Source organism: Legionella cardiaca (assembly GCF_029026145.1).
GTDB lineage: Bacteria > Pseudomonadota > Gammaproteobacteria > Legionellales > Legionellaceae > Tatlockia > Tatlockia cardiaca.
This window is the reverse complement of sequence record NZ_CP119078.1, coordinates 1,432,446-1,447,927: the sequence shown is the minus strand read 5'-3', so window position 1 is coordinate 1,447,927 and position 15,482 is coordinate 1,432,446. Positions and strand designations below refer to the sequence as shown.

Sequence of the window (15,482 nt, the reverse complement as noted above, 5' to 3'; positions counted from 1 at the left end):
ATATGTGTAAAGGTTTTTAGAAAAAAAGTGTACAAAAAGGTTAATGATGACGAAATTTACAATATTAAACTTAAGCTATTCGAACAATTTACTTAAACATTATCAAAAATTGACAAAACTGCCGGGTTTTGTTCTTCTTGAAAGCAGCGATAAGACAAATGGTCGTTATGATATTCTAAGCGCTTATCCGTACCAGCAAATTAAACTCGAAAAAGATTCTTGTACAAATACTATTTTTGAACAGTTACAGGAATTAATCCCCGGCACAGAAAAAAGTATTGGGGATCTGCCATTTCAGGGAGGGGCAATTGGCTATTTTTCCTATGATTTAGGAGCAAAACTTTTTGGTATCCCCTCAAAACCTCAAGCGAGCTTGTCTGGCATGCCTTTAATGAATATAGGCCTATATGATTGGGCAATTATTACCGATCATCATTTAAGAAAAGTTATTTTATTTTCAGCGAATCAGCGCTCTGAGACGGCGGCAATTATCAAAGAGATGTTAATACTATGGAATTCTAAACACTCTACGGATGATTTTTTCGAACTTAAAGAAACATTCAAACCGCTTATTTCCAAATCGGATTATCGCGAAGAATTTAATGCCATTCATAAAAATATAGAGGAGGGGCGCTGTTATCAGGTGAACTACACACAACCTTTTAATGCTGCTTATTGTGGTGATGCTTGGGAAATGTATAAACAAGTCAGCCTCAAAAATCCTGTACCCTATGCTGCATTCCTTCGTTATGAAGAAGAAGATATTCTAAGTTTTTCTCCCGAACGTTTTGTTATGCATGATAATGGGTTGTTATTGACCTCTCCTATTAAAGGGTCTGCAAAACGTTCTATTGATCCATTGGTTGACGAGCAATTACGCCAGAGCTTACTTAGGAGTAGTAAAAATCGCGCTGAAAACGTCATGATTACTGATTTATTGCGAAATGATTTAGGAAAAATTGCGCATGCAGGCTCTGTTGTTGTGCGTGCGCTCTGTGAGCTTCAAAGTTTCTCGGCGGTTCACCATTTGGTAAGTCATATTGAAGCACGACGCAGAGAAGATATTTCACCTGTAGAGGCATTTAAAGCTTGCTTTCCAGGTGGCTCTATCACTGGTGCCCCTAAATTGGAATCTATGCGTGTTATAGCAGAGCGTGAACCGCATGCACGAGGAATTTACTGCGGTAGTATTGCTTATTTTTCAAACCATGGGCGTTTTGACAGCAACATTGCTATACGTACGGTCATTGCGCGTAATGAAATTCTACATCTTGCTGCTGGAGGGGGAATAGTTATTGACTCTAACTGGGAAGATGAATACTGTGAATGTTTTACTAAAATAGCTGCCATTTTAAATGGACTTCACAACGCTAACTAACTCCGCTTTGAAAAAAACGGCCTCAGTTCTTGTATTGCATGATTTGTCGAATAATTCATTAATCTTGACAAGACGCAGTCTAAAATTACGGCATCATCCAGGGGAAGTTTGTTTTCCAGGTGGTCGATGGCAGAAAAATGACAAGGATCTTTATGCAACAGCATTGCGAGAATTGCAGGAAGAGCTTGGGATTCCTTCAGAGCGTGTAAAATCACCGACTGCAATGATACCTGAACAGACACTGACAGGTTTTCTTATTTACCCTTGGTATGCCTCCATTGAATCATTAACTCCTTATATTCTTGATCCACGCGAAGTTCTTGATGTTTTTACCTTACCCTTAAATGAAGTGAGGGATTTAAAGCACTATCAAAAAATATTAGTTACAAAAAATGGATTTCATTTTAAAAGCTGGCAATATACAGCAAGCCCTCATTTTCTTTGGGGGGCAACTGCACGTATTATGAAACAGCTTTGCTTTATGAAAGATTAGGGGGCGGTCTGAGCAAATACGTTTTTGGTGATGTAAAGAATGAGCCACAAAGTAGCTCATTCTTTAAGACTTCTTCTGGGTACTTAAAGTCTAATTAATTAGGCAACAGAGGCTTCTTCTGTTTTTAAAGCGCGGCGCAAAACTTTGCCTACATTGGTTTTGGGGAGTTCGCTATAGAATTCAATAATTTTAGGAATTTTATAAGCTGTTAAATGTTCGCGACAATAGGCGGTAATTTCTTCTGCTGTTAAATTCGGATCACGTTTAACAATGCAAGCTTTAACTCGTTCGCCTGTTTCTTCATCCAAAACGCCAACAACCCCTACTTCAAGTACTCCAGGATGCATACTAATTATTTGTTCGACTTCATTGGGATAAACATTAAAACCAGAAACATCAATCATGTCTTTTTTCCTATCGACAAGATATACATACCCTTCTTCATCAATGCGAGCAATATCACCAGTTTTTAAAAAGCCATCTACGGTAAATACCAAGGCAGTTTCATCGGGTCGTTGCCAATAACCGGCCATTACTTGTGGACCTTTGACACATAATTCACCTGCCTGTCCTGGTTGAACATCTTTGTTATCATCGTCTCGAATTGCAATATCTGTCGAGGGTAAAGGTAAACCAATACTACCGTTATAATCTTCAAGATACATGGGATTAATTGTAACTGCTGGACTTGTTTCAGTTAGGCCATACGCCTCGAGCACTCGCGTTTTTGTTTTTTCTTTCCACTTTAAGGCAACGCTTTTTTGTAATGACATGCCTCCTGAAAGAGCGAGTTTAACTTTTGAAAAATCAATTTCATGAAATTTGGGGTGATTTAACAGCGCATTGAATAGAGTATTTACGCCGGTGATGGCTGTAAAGCCACTATTTTTAATTTCTGAAATGAAATGAGAGATATCTCGAGGGTTGGTAATTAAAATGTTTTTTGCACCGACTTTTAAAAAAGTCAGGCAATTCGCAGTTAGTGAAAAAATATGGTACAACGGAAGGGCAGTTATAATAATATCCTGACCATCTATTGCTAAGGGGGATATCCAGGAGGATGCTTGTAGAACATTAGCCACCATATTGCCATGCGTTAGAATCGCTCCTTTAGCAACACCCGTTGTGCCTCCTGTATATTGTAAAAAGGCAATGGATTGGTGATCGAGCTGAGCTGGCTCTAAATGACCGGATTCGCCTTGTTGCAAAGCGTCATTAAAACTAATGGCATGGGGAATATTGTAATCAGGCACCATTTTTTTTATGTATTTAACCACAGAATTGACGATTATTTTCTTAATAACAGGAAAAAGATCACCGATTTGAGTAATAACTACATGCTTAAGATCCGTGTGAGGGAGGGCTTTTTCTAGCGTTTTAGCAAAATTGGCGAGAACAACAATTGCTTCAGCACCAGAGTCTTTCATCTGATGAGCAACTTCATCAGCGGTATAAAGTGGATTAGTATTAACGACAGTATAGCCAGCTCTTAAAATACCAAATAAAGCAATAGGATATTGCAGTAAATTTGGCATCATGATGGCTACACGAGCACCTTTTTTTAATCCTAATTGCTGCAGATAAGTGGCAAATTGGGCACTTTTTTTATCTAATTCTGCATAGGTTATGGGACTACCCAAGTTAACGTATGCAATTTGAGATGAATATTTACGGCAAGATTCTTCAAATAATGCAACGATGGATGCATATTCATTAATATCAATTGTATGAGGAACGCCCTTTTGGTAATGTTCAAGCCAAACTTTATCCACGGTTATATCCTTCTGTTATTTATCCCCTCATGATAGTATAAACAAAAAACAGGGTGATGGATATCGTGATTATGGTGGATAATATATTGAAATCACAAGCATTTAAGCTCAAAGGTAGATTGTATACATTTACAGTTTTGCAATTACTGAGTCGTGACTGCTTGCTGTTTAAACAGCAACTAATTGAAATTATTGCAAAAGCGCCCCGTCTTTTTGATAAAACGCCGGTTGTTTTAGATTGCAGCGTTCTGGAAGATGGTGAGATTGATCTACAAGCATTTTGTCAGTGTTTGCGTGAACATCATTTGCTGCCCGTTGCAATTCAGGGAGCAAATCCCTTGCTGTCTACTTTAGCTCAATGTCAAGGCTTGGCCGTATTAAATGCTTCATCCACTCATGATAAACCTCTTCTGGAGGAGTTCTCACAAGAAGCTGCGCCCGCTGAACCTATTAAAACAAAGTTACTGACAACGCCAGTTCGATCTGGACAGCAGGTTGTGAGCAAGGGAAGTGATTTAATCATCACTGCCTCAGTAAGCCATGGTGCAGAATTACTTGCTGATGGAAATATTCACGTATACGGTGCTTTGCGTGGTAGAGCGTTAGCGGGAATTTCTGGTGATACGAGTGCGCGAATTTTTTGCCATTCTCTGGAAGCTGAATTGGTTTCTATTGCTGGTTTCTATCGTTTAAGTGATGCAATAGAGCCGCAGACTGGCCCTTGTCAAATTTATCTACAAGATGAACATATCCATATAGAGCCTTTATGTTAGATGCTGTTTTTATATCCGATTTACATTTGCATCCTCATGAAGATGGGATAATTGCGCGCTTTAATGCATTTATTGATTGGGCTGCAACAAATACAAAAGCTGTTTATATTCTTGGTGATTTTTTCCATGTTTGGCCAGGTGATGATGGACTTGAGCCTTGGAGTGAAGAAATTGCCCAGCGATTACATTGGTTATCACAACAGAACGTTCAGATTTATTATCTACACGGAAATCGTGATTTTTTACTTGGTGAGCAATTTGCTAAAGTAGCTAACATAAAAATACTATCAGAGCCGGCAATCATTTTGTTTGGATTGCCAGTCATGTTAGTTCACGGCGATAGATATTGTACGTTAGACAGGGCGCACGTCTGGTTCAGGCGTCTTACAAGAAATCGATGGTTTGCAAAATTTTTTTTAAAGTTACCATTATCTTTTCGAAATAAACTAGTCAATAAGGTGCGAGAGCATAGCCAAATGAATAAAAACAAAGCAACGGCAGAAATGGACGTTGTTGTTGAATCCATGCTAAAGCATATGCAAAAATACCAGACAAATATTTTAATCCGCGGGCATACACATAAGCCAGGCTTAATAAATTACCCGTATAATGATAATCAATATAGCGAGTATGTGTTAAGTGACTGGGATGACAGTCCTCATCTGCTGTGTTATGATAAGACTAATGGCTTTAAATTTGAACAGTTCTTTTAATGGAGAATGAAATGGTCGATTTTCCAAAGATTAAAAACCCTTTTAGAGATGCGCCACGTGGTCCAGATCAAGATGCATTTACCAAAGCAGTTACTGATCCGCTACAGCAAGAAATGATTGAAAATCAAAAAAAAATAAAAGAAAGAAACAGTGCTCAGAAAAACGAGAAAATCAATAAGGAAATTGGAGAGCTACAAAAGCAAGTAGACGAAAATATCCAACGATGTCTTAAAGGTGAGTCTGAGGCATTTGTGGAATGGACTACTGGTATGAACAAGCTGATGAATTACCTGAAGGTTTTTAGTGAGTTAATTAATAAATGGCTAGGAAATATGGCTATGGCAAACCCAAATTGGGATAAAATCGACCAAGACAAGCTAAATATATCTCCAGAAATCAAATACAGTGTGACTATGGATGAAACCACTGGTCATGTTAAATCTGATGTATCGGTTAACGGTAAACCGGTTACTGAGGAGCAAAAACGATTATTTGATATGGCACTTTTTGATTGGGCTAAAAAGAATGGTCATACACTGCAAGTTGATGCTAATGATCCAGATAAGCGTTTTACCTTAACCAATGATACAACTGGACAACGTCTGACTGATAAAAGCGCTTTTGATGATCTAAAAAAGGATACTTCAAACGGTTTACAAAAAACCATGCACAATTACCTAAGTGAGCGTTTCGCACTAAAAATGGAAGATCAGAGCGATTATCAGCCTAGTACTCCAAGCGGTCCCTAGCATTACTTTGGAGGTATTCCGCTATGAAAGCGGAATACCGTATCTTGTGAACAAATCAACTTGTTTTCAATTTGTAAGAACAAATCAATCCTCTTATCGATCTCCCCACCGTAAAGCTTTGCTAAATGCAAATAGTCTTGAAAATGTCGTGCTTCAGATTTAACAAGTGAAGCATAAAATTTTCTTAATTGTTGATCTTCAAGCATAGAAACAAGCGCATTAAATCGTTCACATGAACGAGCTTCTATAATGGCACCAACGATGAGCTGATCACTTAAGCGCTCTTTGCATCCACCTTTTGTAACATGTTTATGCATTTGCTGAGCATAGTTTGAAGGTGGTAGTGGGGCAAATTCAATTCCTCGCTCACTCATTAAATGAATCACTTTTTCAAAATGTAATAATTCTTCCCGAGCTAAAGGCGACATTACTTCTACTAATTCAGGCTTTTCTGGATATTTACTAATAAAGTTTACGGCCGTAGCTGCTGCTTTTCGCTCGCAATGGGCATGATCAATTAAAAGAGTAGGAAGATTTTCTACGGCAGCTTCAAGCCAAGCATCAGGCGTAGAAACGCAAAGAAAATCAATTAAAATTTGCAAATCGTTATTTAGTAGGCTTAGCATGATAAATTACACTATACTCTTTTTAAAAATAGAGCGTTATATCACAGACTGTTGCAAAATCATATTGGATGAATAATGACCGAAGAACATGTAGAAAATGATTTGGCGGAGTGGTTGTCAACTTATGGCTTAATCACCGTTGAGCGAATTTTGGAGAGATATAAAATTCGTCTTCAACAACAAGATCTTATCAGTGCAATAAAAAGTCCCAATACCTTTTACCATCGGCTGATGCGAGTTCCCTTAAAAAATGTATTAAATGGCATTATTTTACAGCAAGCCCACGATTATCAAGTTTATGCCCAAAAATTGTTTATTGACTATCTGTTATCAGGTGAAACCAGTAAAAGCGAAGGGTCGCCGGGAGAATATACTCGCGAAGATCTTGAAAAGGAACGCCAGGAGCTTATAAAAATTGGCGAAGAATTTCATGCGCAAGAGCTTGCTCATGGCCATCTTATTGCTGATAGTCAAAAAAGCCTGATTAAGCTTGCTAATGATTGGCAGGAAGCATTAGTAACTGCTGCCAAAAACATTAAAAAATCCTTACAAACTCGGCAGATTTCGCTGAGTGAAGAGATTATTATACAAGCTATCAATATTTTGTTGATTTCGCAGGATTTTACAAAGGAAGCCAATTTAAGTTTTAAAGGGGAAAATTGGGCGCGTGTTGAAAAAATAACCAATCAAAGTTTTACAGACGATATTAAAGAGATATTTCTTGAACAAATTACCAAGCTTCGAGAGTTTATGTCAGAAGTTGAAACCACATTAATAACATTTATTCATAAAATATCAGATATGGCCGTTAGTCTCCGGGAGTTTCGCACTAAATTTTATAATTTAATCTTGAAAGCTAATGATCTAATTAAACTTCTTCCAGAATATCGTATTGACCAGGCACAAATCGATGAAAACCGCGAATCTCTTTATTTTGATACTGCAATCGGTGAGGAAAGTTAATTGTCTATAATTACTTAGGTTACAAGCGAGCTAAAAAGGACAGAACACAATCAAGTCGGTAAGATTTAACGTAAATTCATGAGACATGTAGAATTTAATTGGCCAGCAAACCCCGATATCGTGTATAATGCAGCGCTTTTAATCTCAGTTATTGGAGTACAATATGGCAAATGAGTTAACTCTATCGATTATTAAACCCGATGCAGTTGCAAAATCTGTGATTGGTCAAATCTATTCTCGTTTTGAAAATGCGGGTTTGAAAGTTGTTGCTGCAAAAATGGCTCATCTTTCTCGCGCTGAAGCTGAAGGCTTCTATGCTGTTCATAAGGCTCGTCCATTTTTTAATGACCTTGTTTCATTTATGATCTCTGGTCCTGTAATGATTCAGGTGCTTCAAGGTGAAAATGCTATTGCTAAAAATCGTGAATTAATGGGTGCAACCAATCCTAAAGAAGCTGCTCCGGGAACTATCCGTGCTGATTTTGCTGAAAGCATTGATGCAAATGCTGTTCATGGTTCTGATAGTGCAGAAACAGCTGCTCAAGAAATTGCGTTTTTCTTTGAACCCCATCAAATTTGCAAGAGATAATTGGTTGTAGATTGTAGAGGTAGTAATGAGTCAGAAAATTAACCTATTGAATTTCAATTATCAGCAGATGCGCGATTTTTTTCGTGATATTGGCGACAAGCCGTATCGTGCGCAACAAGTGATGCAATGGGTTCATCAGGCTGGTTTTCATGACTTTTCTCAAATGAGCAATCTGGGTAAGACCTTACGTGAAAAGCTTACCCAGATTGCTGAAATTCGTTTGCCCGAGATTGTAACTTGTCAGAAGTCGAGTGATGGCACTCATAAATGGCTATTAAAATTAGACTGCGGCAATTGCATTGAAACCGTGTTTATACCCGAAGCAAATCGCGGAACATTGTGTGTTTCTTCACAAGTAGGGTGTGGACTAAACTGTAGTTTCTGTTCTACAGCAAAACAAGGATTTAATCGTAATCTCAGTACAGCAGAAATTATTGGTCAAGTTTGGCTGGCAGTTAGAGAGTTATCACAGCAGCAAGGAGCGCACGATAAGCGAATTACCAATGTTGTCATGATGGGTATGGGAGAACCCTTGCTTAATTTTGATAATGTCGTCGCTGCCATGGATATTATGATGGATGATTTCGCTTATGGCTTATCGAAACGCCGAGTTACTTTGAGTACCTCCGGAGTTTTGCCTGAGCTTCGTAGACTTCGAGAAGTCAGTCCCGTCGCATTAGCTGTTTCTTTGCATGCGCCGAATGATACGCTTCGTAATGAATTAGTACCAATCAATAAAAAATACCCTTTAGTGGAATTAATGGCTCTATGCAAGACCTATTTCAAAAATGAACCTAAAAGGCGCGTCACTTTTGAATATGTTATGTTAAAAGACGTTAATGATCAGCCCGAGCATGCTGAGCAATTGATAAAATTACTTAGAGATGTTCCAGCAAAGGTTAACTTGATTCCATTTAATCCTTTCCCTCTTACCCAATATCAACGTTCTTCACAAGCAGCTATTGATGCTTTTCGTGATAAGTTGATTGCGAAGGGAATTAATACCATCACCAGAAAGACACGAGGCGATGATATTGATGCAGCTTGTGGTCAACTCGCTGGTGAGGTAAAAGATAGAACAAGTCGTTCTGCAAGATGGCAGAAATTGCACTTTGTACCCTTAAAGGAATCATCTGAGGAAAAATAGAAGTGCTGTAGGACTGTTTTTAGGTCGCCATTGCATTTTTTTTTTGACTTCTTTCAATGAAAAAAATACATAACTCTTTTTAAATTCGTATGTTCACGGTTATAATAATCCATCTTTTTTGCGCTATGTGAAGAATGTGTTGAATTTATTGCGCTTTTTATCTTTTTTTAGTCTGACATTACTAGCAGCGTGCCAACACAATGTAGGAACGAAAACCGACCAAACTGCCCAGAGTCGCCAAAAGAACAGCGAAGCAGCAGTTTACAATATGCAATTAGGTGTCGCTTATTTGAAACAGGGTGATATGCCGCGAGCGAAAAGAAAGTTATTAACTGCATTGGATTTGGCGCCAAATTCAGCTGATGCAAATGTTGCAATGGCTTATTATCTTGAAAAAACAAGAGATATTAAGAACGCCAGAATATATTATCAAAAAGCATTGGCGTTAGCCCCAAATAATGGCGCTCAATTAAATAATTACGGCACTTTTTTATGTCGACTTGGTAAGTATACTGAGGCAGAAAGCTATTTCTTAAAGGCTGCCAATGATGTTCGCTACATTCATACTGCTGCTGCCTATGAGAATGCAGGATTATGCGCTGCTGCTATTCCAGATTACGTGAAAGCTAAGCAATATTTTGTGAAGGCTTTGCAACAAGACCCAAGAAGGAAGCAATCTCTCTATGAGTTAGCTTCTTTGGAGCTTAAGCAAAAACATGCAAATGATGCTTTGATGTATTTGCAAAAATATGCAAATCTTTCCACCAGTGATCCAATTTTACTTGCAATGGTAATTGATTCTGCACATCAAGCCGGCAAAACCAATATTGAGTTAGATTACAAACGTCGTCTAAGTCATTTAAATCATTTTACGGACTATCCTGGAGCAAAAAATGAATACAACAATAGCAATGGATGAGATTCACAAGGACAGCCATGAAAAACCTGGTGCGCAATTAGCTCGTATACGTGAAAAAAAGGGATACAGTCAGGAATATGTGGCAGGTAAGTTACATTTAAGAGTTAGAATTATTGAACTATTAGAATTGGATAATTATCAACAAATGCCTGAACCTGTATTTATTAAAGGATATTTGCGTGCTTATGCTAAATTACTTGGTGTTTCACCAGAACCTTTGCTGACTACTTTTAATAGTATGAACATGTCTGAAAGAAAACTTGAAAAAGCTCTCTGGCAAAGCAAGCGTGAATCAAACAAAGGAGAGCGCTTTGTTCGCTGGTTAACTGGTCTGATTGCCATTGGTGCTCTTGTGGCGGTGGGTATATGGTGGCAAAAAAATAGAGATACCCAGCAGATTGAAACTGCAAAAAATACACAGAGTGAAGTTACTGCAAGTAAAAATGATCCGGATATTCGTTTAACTGATCTTTCAAAAATGCAAGCTATATTCTCAACCAACAGTAATGCGGCGCAATTGACGCCCTTGGAGACACATGGTGGTTGATAGAATTCAGGCAATTAGGGGTATGAATGATGTTTTGCCCCATGAATCACCGGTGTGGCGACAATTAGAAACGATTTTTATTAGCTGTATGTTGCAATATGGTTATCAGGAAATTCGTTTTCCCTTCCTGGAGAGCACGCAGCTATTCAAACGTTCTATTGGTGAAGTTACCGATATCGTTGAAAAAGAAATGTATACTTTTATCGATTTAAACGGTGAGAGCATTACACTAAGACCCGAGGGTACAGCAGGGTGCTTACGTGCGTGCCTGGAGCATGGTTTATTGCATAATCAGCAACAAAAGCTATGGTACATAGGGCCTATGTTTCGCCATGAAAAACCGCAAAAGGGCCGATACAGACAATTTAACCAATTTGGGGTTGAGGCACTGGGAATTAGTGGGGCAGCAATCGAAGTTGAATTAATTGCATTATGTAGACGTCTTTGGAAGCAATTAAAAATCGAACAGCATGTGCAGTTGCAAATAAATACTTTAGGTGAGTTAAGTGAGCGCCATAATTATCGTATTAAGCTTATCGATTATTTTAAAACTCACTATGACCAGTTAGACGAAGATTGTAAACGCCGTTTGGATAGAAATCCCTTGCGAATCTTAGATAGCAAAAACCCTGAAATGCAGGATTTATTAAAAGAAGCGCCACAGTTAATCGATTCGTTAGGACCCGAAAGTAAAAAGCGTTTTGCTGATCTCTGTGATGGTTTAACAAAGCTTGGCATTCCTTACATTATCAATCCTTTTCTGGTGCGGGGCCTGGATTATTATGGCCATACTGTATTTGAATGGGTCACTGATAAACTAGGTAGTCAAGCAACTGTTTGTGCTGGTGGGCGATATGATGTTTTGGTTGAACAATTAGGTGGGAATCCAACGCCTGCTGTAGGCTTTGCGATGGGTGCGGAACGTTTACTCCTATTGCTTGAAACATTAAAGACTACTCTGGAACAGCCTAAAATGCCTTCAGTATTTATTATTGCTACTGGTGAGGAAGCAATGCAGCAAGCTTTATTACTAGCTGAGGTTTTACGCGATGCTAATATCGACTGGGAAATTCTCGTGAACACTGCTGGTGGTGGCTTTAAGAGTCAATTTAAGAAAGCGGATAAAAGCAACGCAGAGTTTGCATTAATACTTGGGGAAGATGAGATAAGCACGAATAAAATAGGTATAAAAAATTTGCGTAAACAAGAAGAACAAGTAACTATTCCTCAACAGGAATTAGTCCAGTTTTTACAGAATTCTCTAGGAAGGTAGTAGGAGATTAATATGTCAGTGTATATGACAGAAGAAGAGCAATTAGAAGCGATAAAAAAATGGTGGCAGCGATACAGTACTCCGATTACTGTCGTACTTTCTGTACTATTGCTTGTTGTAGCTGGCTATAAATATTGGACCTGGCATCAGTACAAGGTCAGCATGCAAGCATCTAATGCCTATGAGCATTTAATGGTTGCCTTTTCTAATCAAGATAATAAAAGCGTACGCTCTTATGCGAACCAATTGATTAATGACTACGGTGACACTGTCTATGCTGATGCTGCGCGTTTAACATTGGCTAAGCTTTATGTTGGCTATGATAAATATGAAAAAGCGAAAGAAAATTTGGACTATGTTGCTAATAATTCAAAAATGCTTGCCTTAAAACAGGTCGCTAAAATTCGTATTGCTCGACTATTAGCTGCTGAAAAAGACTATGATAAAGCACTTGCTCAGCTAACTAAAGTTGATGATGCCGCTTACATGCCTGTGGTCAATGAGTTGAAAGGCGATATTTATGCGGCAACAGGGAAGTACCAACAGGCAATTAATTTTTACAAGGAAGCCATTACTGAAGTGCGTACTAATGGTATGGGGAATCTTTTCCTTGAAATGAAAACTAATGAATTGGCTGCTCTTACTCAATCCATGAAAAGAGAAGACGGTAATCTTCAAGCTGCTTAAGAGGTCTATGTTACAAATGAATAAGAAATTTTTAATCCTCCTTGTGTCTATTTTTTTGCAAAACTGTACCCATATTGATAACTACATGTTGGGTAAAGATAATACACCTGCACCAAGTGAATTAGAGCCTATTAAGCCGAAAGTTGCTTTACAAGAAAAATGGTCAGTACCCGTTAGCTCAAAAGCGACTGCTAACCTTAAACTAAAGCCTCAAATCGTTGCGAATATAATCTATACCGCCGATGCCAATGGGTTAGTACAAGCAGTTGATAAATCAAATGGCAAATTGCTTTGGTCAAAGAAATTGGCTAATGGTATTGTTAGTGGTCCTAGTGTTTCCGCAGGTGTGGTCGCATTAGGAACTGATTCTTCAAATGTTATCTTGTTAAAACAAGTCGATGGTAGTGAGTTATGGCGAGCGAAGGTTTCAAGCGAAGTTTTATCTAAACCTATTATTTCTAACAGCAAAGTCATAGCAAAAACTATTGATGGTAATTTGTATGCCTTGGATCTGGTTTCTGGAAAACAGCTTTGGATTTCAGAACATGGGGCTCCCAGCTTAATTTTAAAGGCTAGTTCATCGCCAGTAGTACTCGCTAACAAACTTGTCCTGGTTGGCTACTCCGATGGAAAAATGGATGCAGTCGACTTGGAAACAGGGCGTTTAGTCTGGCAGCGGAGTATCGCCTATGCAAGTGGTGCCAGTGATGTTGAGCGTTTAGTTGATATTGATGCTGATCCGATTGTCCGTGGAGATGTAGCTTATCTCGCAAGTTATCAAGGTTATGTTGGTGCTTTATCTCTTGTTGATGGTCAGTTCATATGGCGTAAACCTGCCTCTGTTTATAAAAACATGGCTATTGACGGTAATACGCTATATTTCACAGACAGTGAAGATGTGGTTTGGGCTATTAATAGACAAAATGGACAAGTTAACTGGAAGCAGGTTGCATTGAAGGCTAGAGGTTTAACAGAACCTGTCGTGATGGGAAATCGTATTATTGTTGGCGATAAAACAGGACTTCTTCATGTACTTGCTAAAAGCAGTGGGGATTTGATTTCTCGAGCTCAGCTTAGCGGTTCTATAACGACAGCTCCGTCTATCTCGAGTAACAGTATTTATGTCATGACAAGTAATGGCAAGTTAAACCGATTTTCTGTGAGTTAATTAATGATTCCTGTTATTGCCTTAGTTGGCCGCCCTAATGTGGGAAAATCAACCTTATTTAATCGGTTAACCCGTACTCAGGATGCCTTGGTTGCGGATTTTCCAGGGCTAACTCGAGATAGACAATATGGGCAAGCGCATTTTAATGACAAGCCTTTTATTGTTATTGATACGGGTGGTGTAGGTGTTGATGATTTGGCTGTAGATGCTTTGATGTCAAAGCAGTCCGCCGTGGCCTTAGAAGAGGCTAATGTTGTTTTCTTTTTAGTTGATGGCAGAGCAGGGTTAACCGGTGTCGATGAAAACATTGCGCTGCAATTACGAAAGAGCAATAAAACAGTTTATTTGATTGTTAATAAAACAGACGGTTTAGATGAAGAAGTTGCTTGTGCTGAATTTCAATCCTTAGGTTTTAGTGAGATGCATGCTATTTCGGCCGCTCACGGTCGAGGAATGCACTCACTCCTTAGTAAGTTAACGGATACGTTTGAACCTGTTATCGAAGAAGAGGCTGATAATAAGGCTATTAAGATCGCATTTATTGGCAGGCCAAATGTAGGAAAATCCACCTTAATTAATCGTATTTTGGGTGAGGAACGTGTAGTGGTTTATGATATGCCAGGAACTACGCGTGATAGCATTGCTATTCCTTTTACTAGAGAGGAAAAGCCCTATGTCCTTATCGACACCGCAGGTATTCGTAGACGTGCTCGTGTGGAAGAGAAAATTGAAAAATTTTCAGTGATCAAAACGCTGCAGTCAATTAAAGAATCTCATGTTTGTATGATGCTGTTAGATGCTAAGGAAGGCCTAACCGAGCAAGATATGCATCTTTTAGGTTTTATTATCGAAGCAGGCAAGGCGCTGGTTATCGCTGTTAACAAATGGGATGGTTTGGATGAGGAACATAAAGAACATGTCCGGGAAGAATTATCTCGTCGACTGCATTTCGTCCACTTTGCCAAAATCAGATTTATATCTGCCTTACATGGTAGCGGAGTAGGCTTATTATTTAAGGATATAGAACAGGCTTATGCATCAGCAATGCAAGCATTCTCGACTCCGAAATTGACAAGACTCTTGCAAGACGTCGTTAATCAACATACACCGCCCATGGTACAAGGGCGCAGAATTAAATTAAGATATGCCCATGCTGGCGGTCATAATCCACCAATTATAGTGATTCACGGTAATCAGCTTGATGCATTGCCAGATAGCTATAAACGTTATTTAACTAAAGCCTTTGTTTCGCATCTTGGTCTTATAGGAACACCTTTGAAATTAGAGTTTAAGGGTGGTAGTAATCCCTTTAAAGACAAAAAAAATAAACTAACTGCTCGACAAATTAAGAAGAAAAAACGCTTAATGAAACGAGTAAAAAAAGGCTAAAAAAGTTTTCCTCTAAACATGCCACATAATCCCGAAAGAACCTGTTGTCATCCCAAGCACAGCGAGGGCTCTCCCGGCAGTGGCACAATCTTTAAAGTATCGATGATCTAAATCTTTCCTTTTAGTAATCAGCTCTTGTTTATTTTCTTGAGCAATCCTTAATTTTTTTCGAGCCACATTGCAGGAGCTTTCTCGCTGTGTTCGGAATGACAGAAGCAAGATTGAGATGACGTGGGTAAAGCTATCGTTTATGGCATTGACTGTAGTTCAGAGAAACTGTAATTTTTGCAGATTGT

16 protein-coding genes are annotated in these 15,482 nt (G+C 38.7%); 14 read left to right on the top strand and 2 right to left on the bottom strand.

Annotated features, from left to right (window positions below; genetic code table 11):
• The first annotated feature begins 46 nt into the window (after window positions 1-46).
• Together pabB and PXX05_RS06270 are read left to right on the top strand one after the other, a co-directional pair.
• Window positions 47-1,378, top strand: coding sequence for an aminodeoxychorismate synthase component I (gene pabB / locus PXX05_RS06275; protein ID WP_275090474.1), 1,332 nt, complete (start codon window positions 47-49; stop codon window positions 1,376-1,378).
• 64 nt (window positions 1,379-1,442) lie between these two features.
• On the top strand, window positions 1,443-1,871 hold the full coding sequence (locus PXX05_RS06270) for an NUDIX hydrolase (protein ID WP_275090207.1): 429 nt from the start codon (window positions 1,443-1,445) through the stop codon (window positions 1,869-1,871).
• A gap of 98 nt (window positions 1,872-1,969) precedes the next feature.
• Here the strand turns inward: PXX05_RS06270 and PXX05_RS06265 are convergent, their stop codons facing one another.
• Window positions 1,970-3,643 (bottom strand): AMP-binding protein, encoded by a 1,674-nt coding sequence (locus PXX05_RS06265; protein ID WP_275090206.1) that lies wholly within the window; start codon window positions 3,641-3,643, stop codon window positions 1,970-1,972.
• Window positions 3,644-3,714: 71 nt separating this feature from the next.
• Between PXX05_RS06265 and minC the strand changes: the two genes are divergently transcribed.
• From minC to PXX05_RS06250, 3 genes are read left to right on the top strand one after another with little or no spacing between them, the layout of a single operon-like run.
• Entirely contained in the window at window positions 3,715-4,416 is a 702-nt protein-coding gene (gene minC / locus PXX05_RS06260) for a septum site-determining protein MinC (protein ID WP_275090473.1), read from the top strand.
• The gene (locus PXX05_RS06255; protein WP_275090205.1) at window positions 4,410-5,129 is read left to right on the top strand and encodes a UDP-2,3-diacylglucosamine diphosphatase; all 720 of its coding nucleotides are present in this window, start codon (window positions 4,410-4,412) and stop codon (window positions 5,127-5,129) included. The genes minC and PXX05_RS06255 overlap by 7 nt, the downstream gene beginning before the upstream one ends.
• 11 nt (window positions 5,130-5,140) lie before the next feature.
• Window positions 5,141-5,878, top strand: coding sequence for a hypothetical protein (locus PXX05_RS06250; RefSeq protein ID WP_275090204.1), 738 nt, complete (start codon window positions 5,141-5,143; stop codon window positions 5,876-5,878).
• Window positions 5,879-5,880: 2 nt separating this feature from the next.
• Here the strand turns inward: PXX05_RS06250 and PXX05_RS06245 are convergent, their stop codons facing one another.
• The gene (locus tag PXX05_RS06245) at window positions 5,881-6,504 is read right to left on the bottom strand and encodes a MiaE family protein (RefSeq protein WP_275090203.1); all 624 of its coding nucleotides are present in this window, start codon (window positions 6,502-6,504) and stop codon (window positions 5,881-5,883) included.
• A 75-nt stretch (window positions 6,505-6,579) separates the two neighbouring features.
• Between PXX05_RS06245 and PXX05_RS06240 the strand changes: the two genes are divergently transcribed.
• From PXX05_RS06240 to der, 9 genes are all read left to right on the top strand, one after another.
• Window positions 6,580-7,467: a hypothetical protein gene (locus PXX05_RS06240; RefSeq protein ID WP_275090202.1), complete on the top strand. Its 888-nt coding sequence runs from the start codon at window positions 6,580-6,582 to the stop codon at window positions 7,465-7,467.
• A gap of 163 nt (window positions 7,468-7,630) precedes the next feature.
• Window positions 7,631-8,056 (top strand): nucleoside-diphosphate kinase, encoded by a 426-nt coding sequence (gene ndk, locus PXX05_RS06235; RefSeq protein WP_275090201.1) that lies wholly within the window; start codon window positions 7,631-7,633, stop codon window positions 8,054-8,056.
• Between the two features lie 25 nt (window positions 8,057-8,081).
• Complete coding sequence (gene rlmN / locus PXX05_RS06230; RefSeq protein ID WP_275090200.1) at window positions 8,082-9,203, top strand: dual-specificity RNA methyltransferase RlmN; 1,122 nt, start codon at window positions 8,082-8,084, stop codon at window positions 9,201-9,203.
• Window positions 9,204-9,339: 136 nt separating this feature from the next.
• Window positions 9,340-10,122, top strand: coding sequence for a type IV pilus biogenesis/stability protein PilW (gene pilW / locus PXX05_RS06225; protein WP_275090199.1), 783 nt, complete (start codon window positions 9,340-9,342; stop codon window positions 10,120-10,122).
• On the top strand, window positions 10,097-10,669 hold the full coding sequence (locus PXX05_RS06220) for a helix-turn-helix domain-containing protein (RefSeq protein ID WP_275090198.1): 573 nt from the start codon (window positions 10,097-10,099) through the stop codon (window positions 10,667-10,669). The genes pilW and PXX05_RS06220 overlap by 26 nt, the downstream gene beginning before the upstream one ends.
• Window positions 10,659-11,942, top strand: a complete 1,284-nt coding sequence (gene hisS / locus PXX05_RS06215) for a histidine--tRNA ligase (protein ID WP_275090197.1) — start codon at window positions 10,659-10,661, stop codon at window positions 11,940-11,942. The genes PXX05_RS06220 and hisS overlap by 11 nt, the downstream gene beginning before the upstream one ends.
• 12 nt (window positions 11,943-11,954) lie before the next feature.
• Window positions 11,955-12,629: a YfgM family protein gene (locus tag PXX05_RS06210; protein ID WP_275090196.1), complete on the top strand. Its 675-nt coding sequence runs from the start codon at window positions 11,955-11,957 to the stop codon at window positions 12,627-12,629.
• Window positions 12,630-12,645: 16 nt separating this feature from the next.
• Window positions 12,646-13,797: an outer membrane protein assembly factor BamB gene (gene bamB, locus PXX05_RS06205; RefSeq protein WP_275090195.1), complete on the top strand. Its 1,152-nt coding sequence runs from the start codon at window positions 12,646-12,648 to the stop codon at window positions 13,795-13,797.
• A 3-nt stretch (window positions 13,798-13,800) separates the two neighbouring features.
• The gene (der, locus tag PXX05_RS06200) at window positions 13,801-15,186 is read left to right on the top strand and encodes a ribosome biogenesis GTPase Der (RefSeq protein WP_275090194.1); all 1,386 of its coding nucleotides are present in this window, start codon (window positions 13,801-13,803) and stop codon (window positions 15,184-15,186) included.
• Window positions 15,187-15,482 lie beyond the last annotated feature (296 nt).